Raw genomic sequence first — 17,376 nt, forward strand, 5'->3', positions numbered from 1 at the left:
TCAATTCTATTCACATGAAAAATAACATCTTTATAAATTATATAACGATCATTATAAAAAGAAGTTGACGTGTGATGTAGATCACATCTATGATTAACTTATCGATCGTTAAGTTAATGCTTACGACACCCATTCATCTGCTAAAGGTCATCACTATGAAAATCGTAAAAACCCTCATCGCTGCTGTGGTACTGAGTTCGCTCTCATTCGCCAGCTTCGCCGCCGTTGAAGTTCAGGCAACGCCAGAAGGTCAACAGAAGTTTGGCACCATTTCCGCGAATGGCGGCACGAATCTGGGCTCGCTGGAAGATCAGCTGGCGCAAAAAGCGCAGGAGATGGGGGCGAAGTCTTTCCGTATTACCTCTGTTACCGGCCCGAATACCCTTCACGGTACGGCGGTAATCTATAAGTAAGCATTAACCCTCATTAATGCCGCCGCGATTGCCACAATAAAAAGAGAAAGCCTCGCGATGCATCGCGAGGCTTTTTTGTCGGTCAGCTATTCACGCTTACAGCGACTGCGGTTTCGCCTCTGATTGACGGGTTACATCCACCGGCATTCCGGAGCGCACTTCCATAACATGTTCCATCACCGCGGCGTCGGTCTGCGGCGCGTCCTTAAAGGTCTGCATCGGGCCATTCAGCACAATCGGCAGCACCTGCGGATCGTCGCCTATATTTTTAGACAGCGGCTGATGAACTTCCACCAGTCGCACGCCGCCTGGCTCCACCGAGGCTTTAATCGGCGTATTGATAATATTCACTTTGGTTCCCGGCGTGACCTGACGGAACAATGTCTCTATATCACCGTCGCGCAGACGGATACAGCCGGAACTGACGCGCATACCAATGCCAAAATCGGCATTCGTGCCATGTAACAGATAGACGCCGCCGTAGGCCGCTAAACGAATCGCGTGATGCCCCATTGGGTTATCGGGACCGGCAGGCACCACGGCGGGGAGATCGATGCCTTGCGCTTTATAACGGGCGCGAATATTGGCGGTCGGCGTCCAGGTTGGATTGGCGCGTTTATCCGAAATGGTCGTCACCATCGTTGGCGTCAGGGTATCGCCGCCCAGTTGGCCAATCCCGATAGGGTAGACCGTGACCGTATTTTTCCCCGGTTGATAATAGTAAAGCCGTAATTCCGCGAGGTTAATGACGATACCTTCACGTGGCGCGTCCGGTAGCAGCGTTTGCAGCGGAATCGTCAGCACGCTGCCTGCGCGTGGCACGTAAGGATCAATGCCGGGGTTGGCCTGTAACAGGGCTAAAAAGCCCACGTTATATTTTTTGGCGATCGCCTCCAGCGAGCCGCCGTCGTCTTCAACGACATGGAATTTATTTTCTCCCACCAGTCGACTGCCGGGGGGCGGAAGAGGCCACGTATTTGCCTGCGCGGGAAGGGCAAGCATGATGGTCGCGGTAAGCGCAAACAACGCCCACCAGCGAGAGAGTCGCGTATTGTTGAACATTATAATAAACCCATGATTATTATGTGGTTATTTTTATAAAAGAGGAAATAAGAATTATGGCGGCTGGCTGTGTCTGGAACTGCAGGGAAGTGCAAAGAATTTGTAAAGATTAGGCCGGACGCAGGGTAATGACGCCCGGCCTGACGCTTATGCAATAGCGTTTTCTTCCAGTTGCTGCATGAACTGGCGTACCCAGTCTATACGCGTTTTACGTTCGCTTAAATCCTGAATAAACTTGAGGCGCGTCGGGCCATCCAGACGGAAATGCTGCGGTTGTTTTTGCAGCAACCCGATAAGCCAGGCAGGGTCAACGTGGTTTTTCTCGGCGAACTCAATCGTTCCGCCTTTCTCGTTACCCTCCAGTTTTCGGATGCCGAGCTTTTGCGCCTGTTGGCGCAGGCGGGCGATATCCAGCAGATTACGCGCTGGATCGGGCAGCAGGCCGAAGCGATCGATCAATTCCACTTTGATCTCTTCCAGCTCGTTTTCGTTCTTCGCGCTGGCAATGCGTTTATAGAATGACAGTCGGGTATTAACATCCGGAATAAAATCATCCGGCAGTAACGACGGCATTCGCAGCTCGACTTCCGTTTGCTGACTGGTGAGATCTTCCAGCGAGGGTTCGCGGCCTGCTTTCAGCGCATCGACGGCGTTTTCCAGCAGTTCCATGTAGAGTGAGAAGCCGATGGTTTCCATTGAGCCGCTTTGCTCTTCGCCAAGCAGTTCGCCTGCGCCGCGGATCTCCAGATCGTGGGTCGCCAGCGCAAACCCGGCGCCTAAATCCTCCAGCGACGCAATCGCCTCCAGCCGTTTTTGCGCATCGGTGGTCATGGCCTTAGGATGTGGCGTCAACAGCCAGGCGTAGGCCTGGTGGTGCGAGCGCCCTACGCGGCCACGCAACTGGTGCAACTGCGCGAGGCCGAAATGATCCGCGCGTTCAATGATGATCGTGTTAGCGGTGGGGATGTCGATCCCCGTTTCGATAATGGTAGTACACACCAGCACGTTAAAACGTTGATGGTGGAAATCGTTCATGACCCGTTCCAGCTCACGTTCGCGCATCTGCCCGTGGCCTATAGCGATTCGCGCTTCCGGCACCAGTTCCGCCAGCCGCTCTGCGGCTTTCTGAATATTTTCGACGTCATTGTACAAATAGTAAACCTGACCGCCGCGCAGGATTTCACGCAGAATCGCTTCCCTTACTACCAGGCTATCATACTCGCGGACAAAGGTTTTTACCGCCAGACGACGGGCAGGGGGGGTGGCGATAATGGAGAGATCGCGCATACCGCTCATCGCCATATTCAGCGTCCGCGGGATCGGCGTCGCCGTGAGCGTCAGAATATCGACATCGGCGCGCATCGCCTTAATTCGCTCTTTGTGGCGCACGCCGAAACGGTGCTCTTCATCGACAATCAGCAGGCCGAGGTCGCGCAGCTTCACATCGCTTTGTAGCAGTTTATGCGTACCGATCAGAATATCGATCTTACCCTCGGCGGCTTCCGACAGGATTTGCGTCTGCTCTTTGGCGCTGCGAAAGCGGGACAGCATCTCAATGCGTACCGGCCAGTTGGCGAAACGGTCGCGGAAGTTGTCATAGTGTTGCTGCGCCAGCAGCGTGGTCGGCACCAGTACCGCTACCTGTTTATGGTTTTCCACCGCCAGGAACGCGGCGCGCATCGCCACTTCGGTTTTGCCGAAGCCGACGTCGCCGCACACCAGCCTGTCCATCGCCAGCGGTTGGCACATATCGCTCAATACGGCGTTAATCGCCTGTGCCTGATCGGGCGTCGTTTCAAACGGGAAGCTGTCGCAGAATAACTGATATTGCTCACGATCATGCTTAAAGGCAAAACCCTCTTTTGCCGCCCGTTGCGCATAAATATCCAACAGTTCCGCTGCGACATCGCGCACTTTTTCCGCCGCTTTCTGCCGGGCGCGCGACCAGGCGTCGCCGCCCAGTTTATGCAGCGGCGCACTTTCTTCCGCGCCGCCGGCATAGCGGCTAATCAGATGCAACGAGGAGACCGGCACATACAGTTTAGCGTCATTGGCGTAGGTGAGCATCAGATACTCACCCTTGATGCCGCCAGCCTCCAGAGTGGTCATGCCGGCATAGCGCCCGACGCCGTGCTCCAGATGCACTACCGGTTGACCGACGTGGAGCTCCGCCAGGTTACGAATCAACGTATCCGGGTTGATCGTGCGGCGGGAATCCAGGCGGCGACGTGCAACCCGCTCACCCAGGAGATCGCTTTCACAAATCAGAGCCAGATTGCGTTGGGTGTCGATAAAACCATGTTCTGCGGCGCCAATCATCAGATAGCGTCCCGCATCCTGCGCCTCGTCCAGGCGTAATATCCGCTTCGGCGCGATTTTTATGCGAGCCAGGAGCTCTCCCAGCGCTTCGCGGCGTCCTTCGCTTTCCACCGAAAAAATCACCGGGCCGCTGAAAGATTCGAGGAACTTACGCAGCGCGTCCAGCGGCGCTTTCTGCTGCGCCTGGATAGCCAAATCCGGTAATTTCTGGAAACCGAGATTGGTATTGGCGGCTTTTTCCGGCAGATGGTCGGTTTTAAGCTGGAGGCGAGGCCAGCGTTTAAGCTCGGAAAAGAGCTCATCTACCCGTAGCCAGAGGGCTTCCGGCGGCAAAAGCGGGCGCATAGGATCGACGCCGCGATTTTCAAAACGCGCCAGCGTATCGGCCTGAAAGCGTTCGGCGCTGGTTTCCAGCGAGCCGGTATTCACCACCAGAGTATTGGCGGGGAAGTAGCTAAATAATGGCGGTAACGGTTCGCTGAAAAAGAGCGGCTGCCAGTATTCGATCCCGGCGGGCAGGGTGCCTTTGCTGACCTGCTGATAGATGTGCTCGGCGTCGCGTTTTACCTCAAAGGTATCGCGCCACTGGCTACGGAAAAGCTCAATAGCGGCTTTGTCGGTAGGAAATTCGTGCGCGGGCAACAAATTGATGGCCTCGACCTCCTCCAGCGTACGCTGGGTATCCGCGTCAAACAGACGCAGGCTGTCGATTTCATCATCAAAAAAGTCGAGGCGATAAGGCTGTTCGCTGCCCATCGGAAAGAGATCCAACAGCGCGCCGCGCGTCGCGTATTCGCCATGCTCCATCACCTGATCGACATGCCGATAACCGGCGCTGTCAAGCTGCGCGCGCAGAGCGTCGCGGGACAGCCGCTGGCCTTTTTTCATCACCAGCGCATGACCATGCAGATAGCTATGCGGACAAACGCGCTGCATCAGGGTGTTTACCGGTACAATCAAGACGCCGCGCTGCATTGACGGCAACTGGTAGAGCGTGGACAGGCGCGAAGAGATAATTTCCTGATGCGGGGAGAAGCTGTCATACGGTAGCGTTTCCCAGTCCGCCAGGTTCATGACCATCTGATCGGTAAACTGGCGGATTTCATCATGCAATCGCAGAGCATTTTGCATGTCAGGCGCTATGAGTACCACCGGACCGGCATGGCGTTCGGCTATCTCCGCCACCAGCGTAGCGCAGGCGGCGCCGGTAAGTTCGCCCAACTGGCGCTGATCGCCCGCTTTTGTCGGCAGCGTGTAACGTTGTTTTTCAGGCATAACGGTTGTCAGTATCTCTTTTTGTTTTACGCCGCACTCTACGCGTCACCCTTCAGGCTGCTTCATGGTTGGCTGCGCGCCGGGACAGCATGAAGGACTCAGGTATTCAGGGGCATATGACTGATAAGCAATGTTCTTTATTATCCGCGATCGTTGTTTATTAGCAAATTGAATCCGCCGGATAACACGTCGAACAGGTAAAGTATGAACATGTAAGTGACTTGATTTGTCGGCCTTTTTCAGAATAGCGCTGACGAACTCTTACGGTTCAGACATTTACGCATTCCGCTTTCGCTTATATACTCGGGACTTTGCTAACAGCAACCAGACGGATTACATGTATCAACCTGTCGCTCTATTCATCGGCCTGCGTTACATGCGCGGGCGTGCAGCAGATCGCTTCGGTCGCTTCGTTTCCTGGCTTTCCACTATCGGCATTACCTTGGGGGTGATGGCGCTGGTCACGGTATTGTCGGTGATGAACGGTTTTGAGCGCGAACTGCAAAATAACATTCTTGGTTTGATGCCTCAGGCCATCCTCTCTGCTGAACATGGTTCTCTTAACCCGAATCAGATGCCGGAAAAAGCGGTGAATCTGCAAGGCGTTAACCGTATTGCGCCGCTGACGACGGGCGATGTCGTACTGCAAAGCGCGCGTAGCGTTGCGGTTGGCGTGATGTTGGGTATCGATCCGGCGCAAAAAGATCCATTAACGCCGTATCTGGTCAATGTGAAGCAAAGCGAATTACAGCCGGGTAAGTATAATGTCATCCTCGGCGAGCAGCTCGCCGGACAGTTAGGGGTCAACCGCGGCGATCAGATTCGGCTAATGGTGCCATCTGCCAGCCAGTTTACGCCAATGGGACGTCTGCCCAGCCAGCGTCTGTTTACGGTGATTGGCACATTTGCCGCCAATAGCGAGGTCGATGGCTATGAAATGCTGGTCAATATTCAGGACGCGTCGCGTTTAATGCGCTATCCGGCAGGCAATATTACCGGCTGGCGTCTGTGGCTGGATGAACCGCTGCAAGTCGATACCCTCAGCCAACAGACGCTGCCGCAAGGCACGAAGTGGCAGGACTGGCGCGAACGCAAAGGCGAGTTGTTCCAGGCTGTGCGCATGGAAAAGAACATGATGGGATTGTTGCTGAGTCTCATCGTGGCGGTCGCGGCTTTTAACATTATTACTTCGTTGGGCCTGATGGTCATGGAGAAGCAGGGCGAAGTGGCGATTTTACAAACTCAAGGGCTGACGCCGCGACAAATTATGATGGTCTTTATGGTGCAGGGGGCCAGCGCCGGGATTATCGGCGCGCTGTTGGGCGCCGCGCTGGGCGCATTGCTTGCCAGCCAACTAAATAACCTGATGCCGATCATCGGCGCGTTTCTGGATGGCGCTGCGTTGCCCGTGGCGATAGAGCCATTACAGGTGATCGTTATCGCGCTGGTGGCAATGACCATCGCGCTGCTTTCTACGCTTTATCCTTCCTGGCGCGCTGCCGCCACTCAACCCGCTGAGGCTTTACGTTATGAATAAGATCCTGTTGCAATGCGACAACCTGTGCAAACGCTATCAGGAAGGCACCGTACAAACCGACGTGTTGCACGATGTCAGCTTCAGTATCGGCGAAGGCGAAATGATGGCGATCGTCGGCAGTTCCGGTTCGGGTAAAAGTACGTTGCTGCATCTGTTAGGCGGGCTGGATACGCCTACCTCTGGCGATGTGATTTTTAGCGGCCAGCCGATGAGCAAACTCTCTTCTGCGGCAAAAGCGGAATTACGTAACCAGAAACTGGGGTTTATCTATCAGTTTCATCATCTCCTGCCGGATTTTACGGCGCTGGAAAACGTGGCGATGCCATTATTAATTGGCAAAAAGAAACCGGCGGAGATTGACGCTCGGGCGCGAGAAATGCTGCACGCCGTAGGGCTGGAGCATCGCGCAACCCATCGACCTTCGGAACTTTCCGGCGGTGAGCGCCAGCGTGTCGCGATAGCGCGCGCGTTGGTGAATAACCCGCGTCTGGTACTGGCGGATGAGCCGACCGGTAATCTGGATGCGCGTAATGCCGACAGTATTTTTGAGCTTCTGGGCGAGTTAAATCGTCTGCAGGGAACCGCGTTTCTGGTGGTGACTCACGATTTGCAACTGGCGAAACGTATGAGCCGCCAGCTTGAGATGCGCGATGGTCGCCTGACGGCGGAACTGAGCCTGATGGGGGCTGAGTAATGGCGTCGCCTTTATCATTATTAATTGGGTTGCGCTTCAGCCGTGGGCGGCGGCGCGGCGGTATGGTTTCGCTCATTTCCGTCATTTCTACCATCGGTATCGCGCTGGGCGTGGCGGTATTGATTGTCGGTTTAAGCGCGATGAACGGTTTCGAACGCGAGTTGAACAACCGTATTCTGGCGGTGGTTCCACACGGGGAGATTGAAGCGGTCAATCAGCCGTGGACTAACTGGCGTGAAGCGCTGGCAAAAGTGCAGAAGGTGCCGGGCATTGCCGCCGCCGCGCCGTATATCAATTTTACCGGCCTGGTAGAGAGCGGGGCGAATTTGCGCGCCATTCAGGTTAAAGGCGTCGACCCTAAGCAAGAGCAGCAGCTTAGCGCGTTACCGTCATTTGTGCAAAATCACGCCTGGGATCATTTCAAAGCGGGCGAACAGCAGATCATTATCGGCAAAGGTGTCGCCGATGCGCTGAACGTGAAACAGGGCGACTGGGTGTCCATCATGATCCCCAATGCGAATGCCGACCATAAGCTGCTCCAGCCCAAACGCGTGCGTTTGCATGTCATCGGGATTCTGCAACTGAGCGGCCAGCTCGATCACAGCTTCGCCATGATCCCGCTTGAGGATGCGCAGCAGTATCTGGATATGGGGTCCAGCGTTTCCGGTATCGCGCTTAAAGTCCATGACGTGTTTAATGCGAACAAACTGGTGCGTGACGCGGGTGAGGTGACTAACAGCTATGTCTACATTAAGAGCTGGATCGGCACCTACGGCTATATGTATCGCGATATCCAGATGATTCGCGCCATTATGTATCTGGCGATGATTCTGGTGATCGGCGTGGCCTGTTTTAATATCGTTTCCACCTTAGTGATGGCGGTAAAAGACAAAAGCGGCGACATTGCGGTATTAAGAACGCTGGGGGCGAAAGATGGTTTGATTCGTGCCATTTTCGTCTGGTACGGACTACTGGCGGGCTTGCTGGGCAGTTTGATTGGCGTGGCGATCGGCGTTGTCGTTTCGCTTCAGCTTACCGCCATTATTAATGGGATTGAAAAGGCGATCGGGCATCAGTTTTTGTCCGGCGATATCTATTTTATCGACTTCCTGCCATCCGAATTACATTGGCTGGACGTTGTTTACGTACTGGTCACGGCGTTGTTGTTAAGCTTACTGGCGAGCTGGTATCCGGCGCGGCGGGCGAGCAACATTGACCCTGCGCGAGTATTGAGCGGCCAGTAATCGCGGAATATAAAAACAAGGAGCGGTGATGTATTACGGGTTTGACATTGGCGGAACAAAGATTGCGTTAGGCGTATTTGACTCAACGCGGCGGCTGCAGTGGGAAAAACGGGTTCCCACGCCCCATACCAGCTATAGCGCCTTTTTAGACGCCGTGTGCGAACTGGTCGCGGAAGCCGACCAGCGATTTGGCGTAAAAGGGTCGGTAGGGATTGGCATACCCGGTATGCCGGAAACCGAAGACGGCACGCTGTACGCCGCGAATGTCCCGGCAGCCAGCGGTAAGCCGTTGCGCGCCGATCTCAGCGCCCGACTGGATCGCGATGTGCGTCTGGACAATGACGCTAACTGTTTTGCCTTGTCCGAAGCCTGGGATGATGAATTCACGCAATATCCTTTGGTTATGGGGCTTATCCTCGGCACCGGCGTCGGCGGTGGCCTGGTGCTAAACGGGAAGCCGATTACCGGTCAGAGCTATATCACCGGCGAGTTTGGCCATATGCGTTTGCCGGTTGACGCGCTAACGTTGATGGGGTTTGATTTTCCTCTCCGCCGTTGTGGATGCGGTCAGATGGGCTGCATTGAGAATTATCTGTCCGGGCGCGGGTTTGCGTGGCTATATCAGCATTATTATCATCAATCGCTGCAGGCGCCGGAGATTATCGCGTTGTGGGAGCAGGGCGATGAGCAGGCGCACGCGCATGTTGAGCGCTATCTGGATTTACTGGCGGTTTGTCTGGGGAATATACTGACGATTGTCGATCCCGATTTATTAGTGATCGGCGGCGGACTATCGAACTTTACGGCAATAACAACGCAACTGGCGGAAAGACTGCCGCGCCATCTCCTCCCTGTTGCCCGCGCGCCGCGCATTGAGCGTGCGCGGCATGGGGATGCAGGTGGGATGCGCGGTGCTGCTTTTTTACATCTTACCGACTAATCAAAAAAAGAGGTTGTTATGCAGTCGCGTCGGTTTCATCGATTAAGCCGCTTTCGTAAAAATAAACGTCTGTTGCGTGAACGTCTGCGCCAGCGGATCTTTTTCAGAGACAGAGTGGTGCCGGAAATGATGGAAAACCCAAGAGTATTAGTCCTTACAGGTGCAGGAATTTCTGCAGAGTCTGGTATTCGTACGTTTCGCGCGGCGGATGGCCTTTGGGAAGAGCATCGGGTTGAAGATGTGGCGACGCCGGAAGGATTCGCCCGTAATCCGGGTCTGGTGCAGACATTTTATAATGCCCGCCGTCAGCAGCTTCAACAGCCGGAAATACAACCCAATGCGGCGCATCTGGCGTTAGCGAAGCTTGAAGAAGCGCTTGGCGATCGCTTTTTGCTGGTGACGCAAAACATCGACAATTTGCATGAACGCGCGGGCAATCGCAACATCATTCATATGCATGGCGAGCTGTTGAAGGTGCGCTGTTCGCAAAGCGGCCAGATTCTGGAATGGAACGGCGATGTGATGCCGGAAGATAAATGTCACTGCTGCCAGTTCCCGGCGCCGCTACGTCCGCACGTGGTGTGGTTTGGCGAGATGCCGCTTGGCATGGATGAAATTTATATGGCGCTGTCGATGGCGGATATTTTTATCGCCATTGGCACATCCGGTCATGTCTATCCGGCTGCGGGTTTTGTGCATGAAGCAAAACTGCACGGCGCACATACGGTGGAACTGAATCTTGAGCCAAGCCAGGTCGGCAGCGAGTTTGAAGAGAAGCACTACGGCCCGGCAAGCCAGGTTGTGCCGGAATTTGTTGATAAATTCCTGAAAGGGCTGTAGTGCTGTTTGCCCGGTAACGCCTTATCCGGCCTACATTTCACGTTACGTTCATCTGTAGGCCCGACAGGCGCTTTGGCTGAATTAGCGTCCTGCTTTTAGCTTTTGATAATACTCTTCATAAATGGCGCTGGCGTCGCCGACATCGTTTTGCCACTCGCCTTTGCTGATGGTTTGCGCATCCGGATAGAGCGACTTATCATTGGCGACCTCCGGGCTTAACAGCTTACGCGCCGCCAGGTTGGGGGTAGGGTAGCCGATGGTTTCTGCCACCTCTTTCGCGACGTCAGGACGCAGCAGGAAGTTGATTAGCTTCAGCGCGCCCTCTTTATTTTTCGCGTTCGCCGGAATAGCCAGGCTATCCATCCAGAAAATACCGCCTTCCTTCGGCCAGACGACCTCCAGCGGCGTGCCAGCCTGACGAGCAACGAAGGCTGAACCGTTCCACACCATCCCCAGGTTGACTTCCCCTTCCATATACGGATTCGCCGGATTATCGGAGTTGAAGGCCGCTACGTTCGGCATCAGTTTTTTCAACTCTTCATATGCCGCTTCAATCTCTTTCGGATCGGTAGTGTTACCGGAATAACCTAGCTTGCGCAGCGCCATCTGGAAGACTTCTCGCGCATCGTCGGTTAAAAGCAGGCTGTTTTTATATTCCGGTTTCCACAAGTCAGCCCAGCTGGTAATGGTTTTTGGATCGATAGCATCGCTGTTCACGCCAATCGCCGTTGCGCCCCAGATATACGGAACAGAATAATCGTTGTTGGGGTCAAACGGTTTGTTGAGCATTTCCGGATCGAGGTTGTGGAAATTGGTTAATTTCGACTTATCGATCTTCTGGATCATGCCTTCTTTGCGCATTTTGTCGACATAGTATGTAGAAGGAACAACCAGGTCATACGCGCCATCTTTATAGGTTTTGAGTTTGGCATACATGGTTTCGTTCGACTCGTAGGTCGAATAAATCACCTTAATGCCGGTCTCTTTAGTGAACTGTTCCAGCAGGCCCGGCGGTACATACTCAGTCCAGTTATAGAAATAGAGCGTGTCGTTGTCGGAGGCATGAGCGGCACTCATACCCAGCGCCAGGGCGCCCGCCGCGAGCAGGTGGCGTGACCATTTTTTCATTTAACGTCCCCTGAATTACGGGCCTTATCGGCCCTTGGTTTTATCACGAGCAATAAGCTGGCTGGCAATGACCATTACCAGAGACAGCACCAATAAAACGGTCGCCAGCGCGTTCACTTCTGGTGAAACGCCGACTTTTACCATGGAATAAATCTTTAAGGGTAAAATTTCATAGCCCGGCCCGGTGACAAACGACGAGACTACTACATCGTCCATCGACAACGTAAAGCTCAGCAACCAGCCCGCCGCCACCGCCGGCATCGCCAGCGGCAGAATGATTTTGCGTAAAATCGTTACCTCACTGGCCCCCAGGTCTTTTGCGGCTTCCAGCATTCTGACATCAAAGCCTTTCAGGCGCGAATAGACCGTGACGACCACAAACGGCAGGCTAAAGGTGATGTGCGAGAACAGCAACGACCAAAAGCCCAGTTGAATGCCGAGTAACATAAACAGCACCAGCAGGGAGATCGCCATCACGATATCCGGCGACATCATTACTACAAACAGCATCCCGCTGACGAATGGCTTCCCGCGAAAGCGGTAGCGATAAAGCGCCACCGCGGTTAACGAGCCAATCAACGTGGCGAAGGTCGCTGAAAAAATCGCCATCGTCAGTGAATGTTGAGCGGCCTGCAACAGACTGTCGTTATTGACCAGGAGTTCGTACCATTTAGTGGTAAAGCCCTGCCAGTTAATGCCGAACCGCGAACTGTTGAAGGAGTTCACAATCAGAATAATGATGGGAATATACAGATACGCATAGATGGCAGTCATGAAACCGCCACGGAGCAGCCGACCGATCATTCAAGTTCCACCTTCTTATTCAGAGGATGGGGTGCTTTTAGAGTATTGAAAATGATCAATTTTTTCTCTTCTCCAAAATCTCTCCAAAACGTCTCGCGGTTATCAGCAGCCAGGAAGAAGCAAGCTGCCGCTTGAAGCCGCGAATTTTACAACAAATTGCCAGACGAGCGGGAAAAAAAGGCCATTTAAATGACTATTCTCATCCGATCCGGTCATATGCGGCATTATTGCACCAGGCAAGAGGTTACTCTGTAGGCAAACATGGAGTACGTGAGTAAACCCTGAACGTGACGTTTGAGAAAGCGTCGTCTGATTTTATAAAAAACAACATAAACAGCCGCTTTGTTGTTCTGAGCGAACGTGTAGCGTGGTTAACTGTTCTTCCGCCATTTTTTGTATAGCCTGGGGGTTTATTCTAAAAATGGCGTGAAAAACCTGATCAGAGATGGCTTCGATTATCTCAGCTAACATGCTTAGGCTGGCGCTGGGATCCGTTACGAGGAACGCCTGAAACGTCTTATCCGCCAGTAAAACCTCTTCTACCATTTTTTCAATAGGTATGTGGGTATGCGGTGGTGGTATTTCAAGCTGTTTTAAGCCACACATCGTCATTGTTTCTAAAAATGCGTTTTGCTGAGTACTTTCGGATATATTCGCATGCTGTAAAATGCGCGTTGTCTTTTCAATCCCAGACTGAATTTTCGCTGCCAGGTAGGTTACCTTTTCTTGCGTTTTCCACTCATCTAAATTTCCTTTTCTCCATTCAGAATATAAATACCCCTCTATGTTGTCTAATGGAACCGATAATGTCGGCGCGCCAGCAGGATTGAGACATAATGTCGAAGGGAGGGGGTAATCTACGATTTCGCTATATCTTCTATTAATCATGGCCGTCATTTGTGGATGCGGTTTTAAAATATCGGGGCGATCTTTTATTAAAAAATAAGCATTCCCCATGACTTCACAGGTAAAGGCATCGGTATTTTGAGTGATACGTAACAATTCGTTCTCTTCGTTTTGATCCATGATGCGAAGAATAATAGTGTCATCATTTTCATTAGGATTATAAACCTGAAATCTATCTCTTTGTGATGCGCAGGCTAACTCTTTTAACTCAAAAAAAATCTCTGTAAGCCGCTCTCGTGTGGGGGTGCGATCGGCAAACAACATCTCATGTAGACAACTGTCCGCTTTTGCTTTGCCAGTAGAAAAAAAGAAGTCTTTAATTTTTTCCCATAAAACTTTCCACCATGCTTCTTTCGTATTCCTTGGGGAGTTGGTAAGGATTTCACTTTTTAAAAAACCATTCCCTATAGTAATCGGCATATTAATCTCACTTATACTGGAGTAAAAATGACTACATAATTGATTAAATCGGCCCTTTCTATCTCCACTGCGGGCGCATCGGATGTAATATAATTTTTAAAAGAGACTGGCAATCAGTATAAAACCTGAGAGCTTCGCGTATAAACGCATTACTGTCTGTGATAGCGTCGCTACAGGTAAAAATAAAAGAAGGCCTGGCGCGGATGATGCTGTAGATTTGCAATACTGGCGGCAACTGCTTTCATGCGTTTTTTATGCCGGAGGCATGAAGTTTACCCTTGAATAAACTTCATGCCTGAATGCGTGTGGATTTGTTAGCGTTGCGCAATTAATCGCTTATATCACTCACCTTCTTATTCAATAAGCGGGAAGCCCGCCAGTAAATCAACAGCATGAGTCCCATCACAATGGTCAGCGTAATGCTGGTCGCCGCGCCAAACGGCCAGTCGCGAATATTCAGGAACTGTACCTTAATGACGTTACCAATCAGCAGGTTTTTCGCGCCACCCATTAAATCGGAGACGTAGAACAGGCCCATTGCCGGTAGCATCACGAGCAGGCAACCGGCGACAATGCCCGGCATGGTTAATGGAATAATGATGCGGATGAACGTTTGCATTTTACTGGCGCCGAGATCGCGTGCGGCCTCCAGTAGTGGTTTGTCGAGCTTCTCAATGCTGGAGTAGAGCGGCATGACCATAAACGGCAGCAAAATGTAAACCAGGCCGATAATAACGGCGCTCGGGGTGAACATGATGCGAATCGGCGTATCAATCACGCCCAGCCACAGCAGGAATTCATTGAGATAGCCTTTAGTGCTCAGGAATATTTTCAGCCCATAGATGCGGATCAGTGAGTTGGTCCAGAAAGGAACGATCAGCAAAAACAGCAATAACGGACGTATCTTTTCCGGTAACTTCGCCAGGAACCAGGCAAAAGGATAGCCCAGCACCAGGCAGGAGAGGGTGGCGATCAGCGCCATATTCAGAGAGTGCAGGAGCACTTCAAAATAGAGCGGATCGAGCAGGCGTGCGTAGTTATCCAGCGTAAAGACCATCTTGACGAAACTGGCGTCGTCACGGGTCAGAAAGCTGGTGCCAATGATCATCAGGTTGGGCAGAAAAACAAACAACACAAGCCAACCGACGATAGTGACAATCACTACATTCTGGAATTTACTTGTGTTCTTCATCAGCCAGTACGACCTCCCAGCTTTCTACCCAACTAATGGCCATTTTTTGGTCAAGTGAATGGTCGAAGTCAGGATCGTCTTCGTTGAAGAATTCGCTGACCATCACCATTTTGCCATTTTCCAGTTCAACCACCGACTCCAGCGTCATACCTTTATAATTGCGCTCGCGCACGTAGCCGATAAGCCCTTCGATGTGGTTATCATCGTTGATCTCTTCGACGCGTAGATCTTCCGGTCGCAGCAGGACGTTCAGTTTTTGGCCTGGTTCGACAGCGAAATTGACGTATATATTGCACTCCCGACCTTCTACGCTGGCGCGGACGCGCTGTTCATCAAGCCGTTCAATGACGGTTGCGTCAAAGCGGTTAATTTCGCCGATAAAACCGGCGACAAACAGGTTTTTTGGCTCTTCATAGATTTCACGCGGCGTGCCGTCTTGCTCAATCACGCCATTACGCATTACCACGATACGATCGGACATGGTGAGCGCTTCTTCCTGATCGTGAGTGACAAAAACAAACGTGATACCGAGTTTACGCTGTAATGCTTTAAGCTCGTTCTGCATTTGTTTGCGCAATTTATAGTCCAGCGCGGAGAGCGATTCATCCAGTAATAACAGGCGAGGTTTATTCACCACCGCGCGGGCGATAGCCACACGCTGCTGCTGTCCGCCGGAAAGCTGGTGCGGTTTACGTTGTGCAAACTCTTCAAGCTGCACCATACGCAGCGCATCGGTCACGCGGGGCGCAATCTCGGCGGCTGGCGTTTTTTGCATCCGTAAGCCAAACGCGACATTTTCAAACACCGTCATATGCGGAAATAAAGCGTAGCTTTGAAATACGGTGTTCACATAACGATTTTCGGCGGGAACGTGGGTGATATCCTGGTTATCCAACATGATATGCCCGGCATCAACGGTTTCCAGGCCGGCAATCAGGCGAAGAACGGTTGTTTTACCGCAGCCGGAAGGGCCAAGCAGCGTGAGGAATTCGCCATTGTTAATGGTCAAATCCAGTTGTGAAATGACCTCTTTGCCATCGAAACTTTTGCTAATTCCCGACAAAAGCACCAGCGGTGAAAGCGAACGCGGTTGTTTATTCAATTTCTTACTCTGTCCCATGTAAACGCAACGGATGGCTGACCGCTGCGGGGTTTGTGGTTAACCACCTTAATCACTCTTAATGAGGCCGGTCATTCTACGGCAAACCACTGTGATCGCCAATCCTTGTTGCGAATTACTGACTTAGCTTTATAGTCAGAAAGCGTGTCAAAGTGAAATATTCTTGTTTGCAGGGATAAAAGTGACCTGACGCAATATTTGTCTTTTCTTGCTTATTAATAATGTTGTCACGAAAAGTGAGGGTGACTGCATGGATAAACTACTTGAGCGTTTTTTACACTACGTATCGCTGGATACCCAATCAAAGTCGGGTGTTCGGCAGGTTCCCAGCACTGAGGGGCAGTGGAAGTTACTACGTTTGCTCAAACAGCAGCTCGAAGAGATGGGGCTGGTTAACATTACATTAAGCGAAAAAGGGACGTTGATGGCGACGCTCCCGGCCAATGTTGAGGGGGATATTCCCGCCATTGGTTTTATCTCCCATGTGGATACCTCTCCGGATTTCAGCGGTAAAAACGTTAACCCGCAGATTGTCGAGAATTATCGCGGCGGCGATATAGCATTAGGGATTGGCGATGAGGTGTTGTCACCCGTGATGTTCCCGGTACTGCATCAATTACTGGGACAGACGCTGATTACTACCGATGGTAAGACATTGCTGGGCGCGGACGATAAAGCCGGCGTTGCGGAGATCATGACTGCGCTGGCGGTGCTGAAAGGTAATCCTATTCCCCACGGCGACATTAAAGTGGCGTTTACGCCTGACGAAGAGGTAGGGAAAGGCGCGAAGCACTTCGATGTTGAGGCATTTGGCGCGCAGTGGGCCTATACGGTCGACGGCGGCGGCGTGGGCGAACTGGAGTTTGAAAACTTCAATGCCGCCTCGGTGAATATCAAAATCGTCGGCAATAACGTGCATCCTGGTACGGCGAAAGGCGTGATGGTCAATGCGCTGTCGTTGGCGGCGAGGATTCACGCGGAAGTGCCGGCGGATGAAGCGCCTGAAACCACCGAAGGTTACGAAGGGTTTTATCATCTGGCCAGCATGAAAGGCACCGTTGATCGGGCCGAAATGCACTACATCATTCGCGATTTCGACCGTAAGCAGTTTGAAGCGCGTAAACGCAAAATGATGGAGATTGCCAAAAAAGTCGGTAAGGGACTGCATCCGGACTGCTATATCGAGCTGGTGATAGAAGACAGTTATTACAATATGCGCGAAAAAGTGGTTGAACATCCGCATATTCTCGATATCGCCCAGCAGGCCATGCGCGACTGTCATATTACGCCGGAGATGAAACCGATTCGCGGCGGTACAGACGGAGCGCAACTGTCGTTTATGGGCCTGCCGTGTCCTAATCTCTTTACCGGCGGATATAACTATCATGGTAAACATGAGTTTGTGACGCTGGAGGGGATGGAAAAAGCGGTACAGGTGATTGTACGTATCGCGGAGTTGACGGCGAAGCGCGGCCAGTAGCG

At 52.2% G+C, this 17,376-nt stretch carries 14 protein-coding genes; 7 read left to right on the forward strand and 7 right to left on the reverse strand.

Annotated features, from left to right (window positions below):
* Positions 1–155: 155 nt before the first annotated feature.
* On the forward strand, positions 156–413 hold the full coding sequence (gene bhsA, locus ACLJRH_RS11495) for a multiple stress resistance protein BhsA (protein ID WP_000706734.1): 258 nt from the start codon (positions 156–158) through the stop codon (positions 411–413).
* A gap of 96 nt (positions 414–509) precedes the next feature.
* On the opposite strand, the gene ACLJRH_RS11500 is transcribed toward bhsA, so the two are convergent.
* The gene (locus tag ACLJRH_RS11500) at positions 510–1,475 is read right to left on the reverse strand and encodes a L,D-transpeptidase family protein (protein WP_000482962.1); all 966 of its coding nucleotides are present in this window, start codon (positions 1,473–1,475) and stop codon (positions 510–512) included.
* Positions 1,476–1,622: 147 nt separating this feature from the next.
* Entirely contained in the window at positions 1,623–5,069 is a 3,447-nt protein-coding gene (gene mfd / locus ACLJRH_RS11505) for a transcription-repair coupling factor (protein ID WP_001114324.1), read from the reverse strand.
* Positions 5,070–5,406: 337 nt separating this feature from the next.
* Between mfd and lolC the strand changes: the two genes are divergently transcribed.
* The 5 genes from lolC to cobB are packed head-to-tail and all read left to right on the forward strand — an operon-like array spanning position 5,407 to position 10,324.
* Positions 5,407–6,606, forward strand: coding sequence for a lipoprotein-releasing ABC transporter permease subunit LolC (gene lolC, locus ACLJRH_RS11510; RefSeq protein WP_023223199.1), 1,200 nt, complete (start codon positions 5,407–5,409; stop codon positions 6,604–6,606).
* On the forward strand, positions 6,599–7,300 hold the full coding sequence (gene lolD / locus ACLJRH_RS11515; RefSeq protein WP_001033714.1) for a lipoprotein-releasing ABC transporter ATP-binding protein LolD: 702 nt from the start codon (positions 6,599–6,601) through the stop codon (positions 7,298–7,300). The genes lolC and lolD overlap by 8 nt, the downstream gene beginning before the upstream one ends.
* Positions 7,300–8,544, forward strand: a complete 1,245-nt coding sequence (lolE, locus tag ACLJRH_RS11520; protein ID WP_000168091.1) for a lipoprotein-releasing ABC transporter permease subunit LolE — start codon at positions 7,300–7,302, stop codon at positions 8,542–8,544. Before lolD ends, lolE begins: the two co-directional genes overlap by 1 nt.
* A gap of 28 nt (positions 8,545–8,572) precedes the next feature.
* Positions 8,573–9,484 carry an N-acetylglucosamine kinase gene (nagK, locus tag ACLJRH_RS11525; protein ID WP_000291333.1) on the forward strand — a complete coding sequence of 304 codons (912 nt, stop codon included), beginning with the start codon at positions 8,573–8,575 and terminating at the stop codon, positions 9,482–9,484.
* A gap of 18 nt (positions 9,485–9,502) precedes the next feature.
* Positions 9,503–10,324 (forward strand): Sir2 family NAD+-dependent deacetylase, encoded by an 822-nt coding sequence (gene cobB, locus ACLJRH_RS11530; protein ID WP_001191856.1) that lies wholly within the window; start codon positions 9,503–9,505, stop codon positions 10,322–10,324.
* Positions 10,325–10,405: 81 nt separating this feature from the next.
* Here the strand turns inward: cobB and potD are convergent, their stop codons facing one another.
* From potD to potA, 5 genes are all read right to left on the reverse strand, one after another.
* Positions 10,406–11,452 (reverse strand): spermidine/putrescine ABC transporter substrate-binding protein PotD, encoded by a 1,047-nt coding sequence (gene potD / locus ACLJRH_RS11535; protein ID WP_000759329.1) that lies wholly within the window; start codon positions 11,450–11,452, stop codon positions 10,406–10,408.
* A 24-nt stretch (positions 11,453–11,476) separates the two neighbouring features.
* Positions 11,477–12,256, reverse strand: coding sequence for a spermidine/putrescine ABC transporter permease PotC (potC, locus tag ACLJRH_RS11540; RefSeq protein WP_000580299.1), 780 nt, complete (start codon positions 12,254–12,256; stop codon positions 11,477–11,479).
* A gap of 315 nt (positions 12,257–12,571) precedes the next feature.
* A complete protein-coding gene (gene sifA / locus ACLJRH_RS11545) occupies positions 12,572–13,582 on the reverse strand; it encodes an SPI-2 type III secretion system effector SifA (protein WP_001611910.1) in 1,011 nt (336 codons plus the stop codon).
* A 328-nt stretch (positions 13,583–13,910) separates the two neighbouring features.
* On the reverse strand, positions 13,911–14,774 hold the full coding sequence (gene potB / locus ACLJRH_RS11550; RefSeq protein ID WP_000799391.1) for a spermidine/putrescine ABC transporter permease PotB: 864 nt from the start codon (positions 14,772–14,774) through the stop codon (positions 13,911–13,913).
* Complete coding sequence (gene potA / locus ACLJRH_RS11555; RefSeq protein WP_000531582.1) at positions 14,758–15,894, reverse strand: spermidine/putrescine ABC transporter ATP-binding protein PotA; 1,137 nt, start codon at positions 15,892–15,894, stop codon at positions 14,758–14,760. Before potA ends, potB begins: the two co-directional genes overlap by 17 nt.
* 250 nt (positions 15,895–16,144) lie before the next feature.
* On the opposite strand from potA, the gene pepT reads away from it, so the two are divergent.
* The gene (pepT, locus tag ACLJRH_RS11560) at positions 16,145–17,374 is read left to right on the forward strand and encodes a peptidase T (protein WP_000359410.1); all 1,230 of its coding nucleotides are present in this window, start codon (positions 16,145–16,147) and stop codon (positions 17,372–17,374) included.
* Positions 17,375–17,376: the final 2 nt, after the last annotated feature.

The sequence above is a fragment of the Salmonella sp. SAL04162 genome, assembly GCF_046551535.1.
Lineage (GTDB): Bacteria > Pseudomonadota > Gammaproteobacteria > Enterobacterales > Enterobacteriaceae > Salmonella > Salmonella enterica.

Bases quoted from the DNA above. Each gene is read 5' to 3' on its own strand.
- lolE (WP_000168091.1), top strand. From the start codon at position 7,300: ATGGCGTCGCCTTTATCATTATTAATTGGGTTGCGCTTCAGCCGTGGG.
- cobB (WP_001191856.1), top strand. From the start codon at position 9,503: ATGCAGTCGCGTCGGTTTCATCGATTAAGCCGCTTTCGTAAAAATAAA.
- potB (WP_000799391.1), bottom strand. From the start codon at position 14,774: ATGAAGAACACAAGTAAATTCCAGAATGTAGTGATTGTCACTATCGTC.
- potA (WP_000531582.1), bottom strand. From the start codon at position 15,894: ATGGGACAGAGTAAGAAATTGAATAAACAACCGCGTTCGCTTTCACCG.
- bhsA (WP_000706734.1), top strand. From the start codon at position 156: ATGAAAATCGTAAAAACCCTCATCGCTGCTGTGGTACTGAGTTCGCTC.
- mfd (WP_001114324.1), bottom strand. From the start codon at position 5,069: ATGCCTGAAAAACAACGTTACACGCTGCCGACAAAAGCGGGCGATCAG.
- potC (WP_000580299.1), bottom strand. From the start codon at position 12,256: ATGATCGGTCGGCTGCTCCGTGGCGGTTTCATGACTGCCATCTATGCG.
- ACLJRH_RS11500 (WP_000482962.1), bottom strand. From the start codon at position 1,475: ATGTTCAACAATACGCGACTCTCTCGCTGGTGGGCGTTGTTTGCGCTT.
- sifA (WP_001611910.1), bottom strand. From the start codon at position 13,582: ATGCCGATTACTATAGGGAATGGTTTTTTAAAAAGTGAAATCCTTACC.
- lolC (WP_023223199.1), top strand. From the start codon at position 5,407: ATGTATCAACCTGTCGCTCTATTCATCGGCCTGCGTTACATGCGCGGG.
- lolD (WP_001033714.1), top strand. From the start codon at position 6,599: ATGAATAAGATCCTGTTGCAATGCGACAACCTGTGCAAACGCTATCAG.
- pepT (WP_000359410.1), top strand. From the start codon at position 16,145: ATGGATAAACTACTTGAGCGTTTTTTACACTACGTATCGCTGGATACC.
- potD (WP_000759329.1), bottom strand. From the start codon at position 11,452: ATGAAAAAATGGTCACGCCACCTGCTCGCGGCGGGCGCCCTGGCGCTG.
- nagK (WP_000291333.1), top strand. From the start codon at position 8,573: ATGTATTACGGGTTTGACATTGGCGGAACAAAGATTGCGTTAGGCGTA.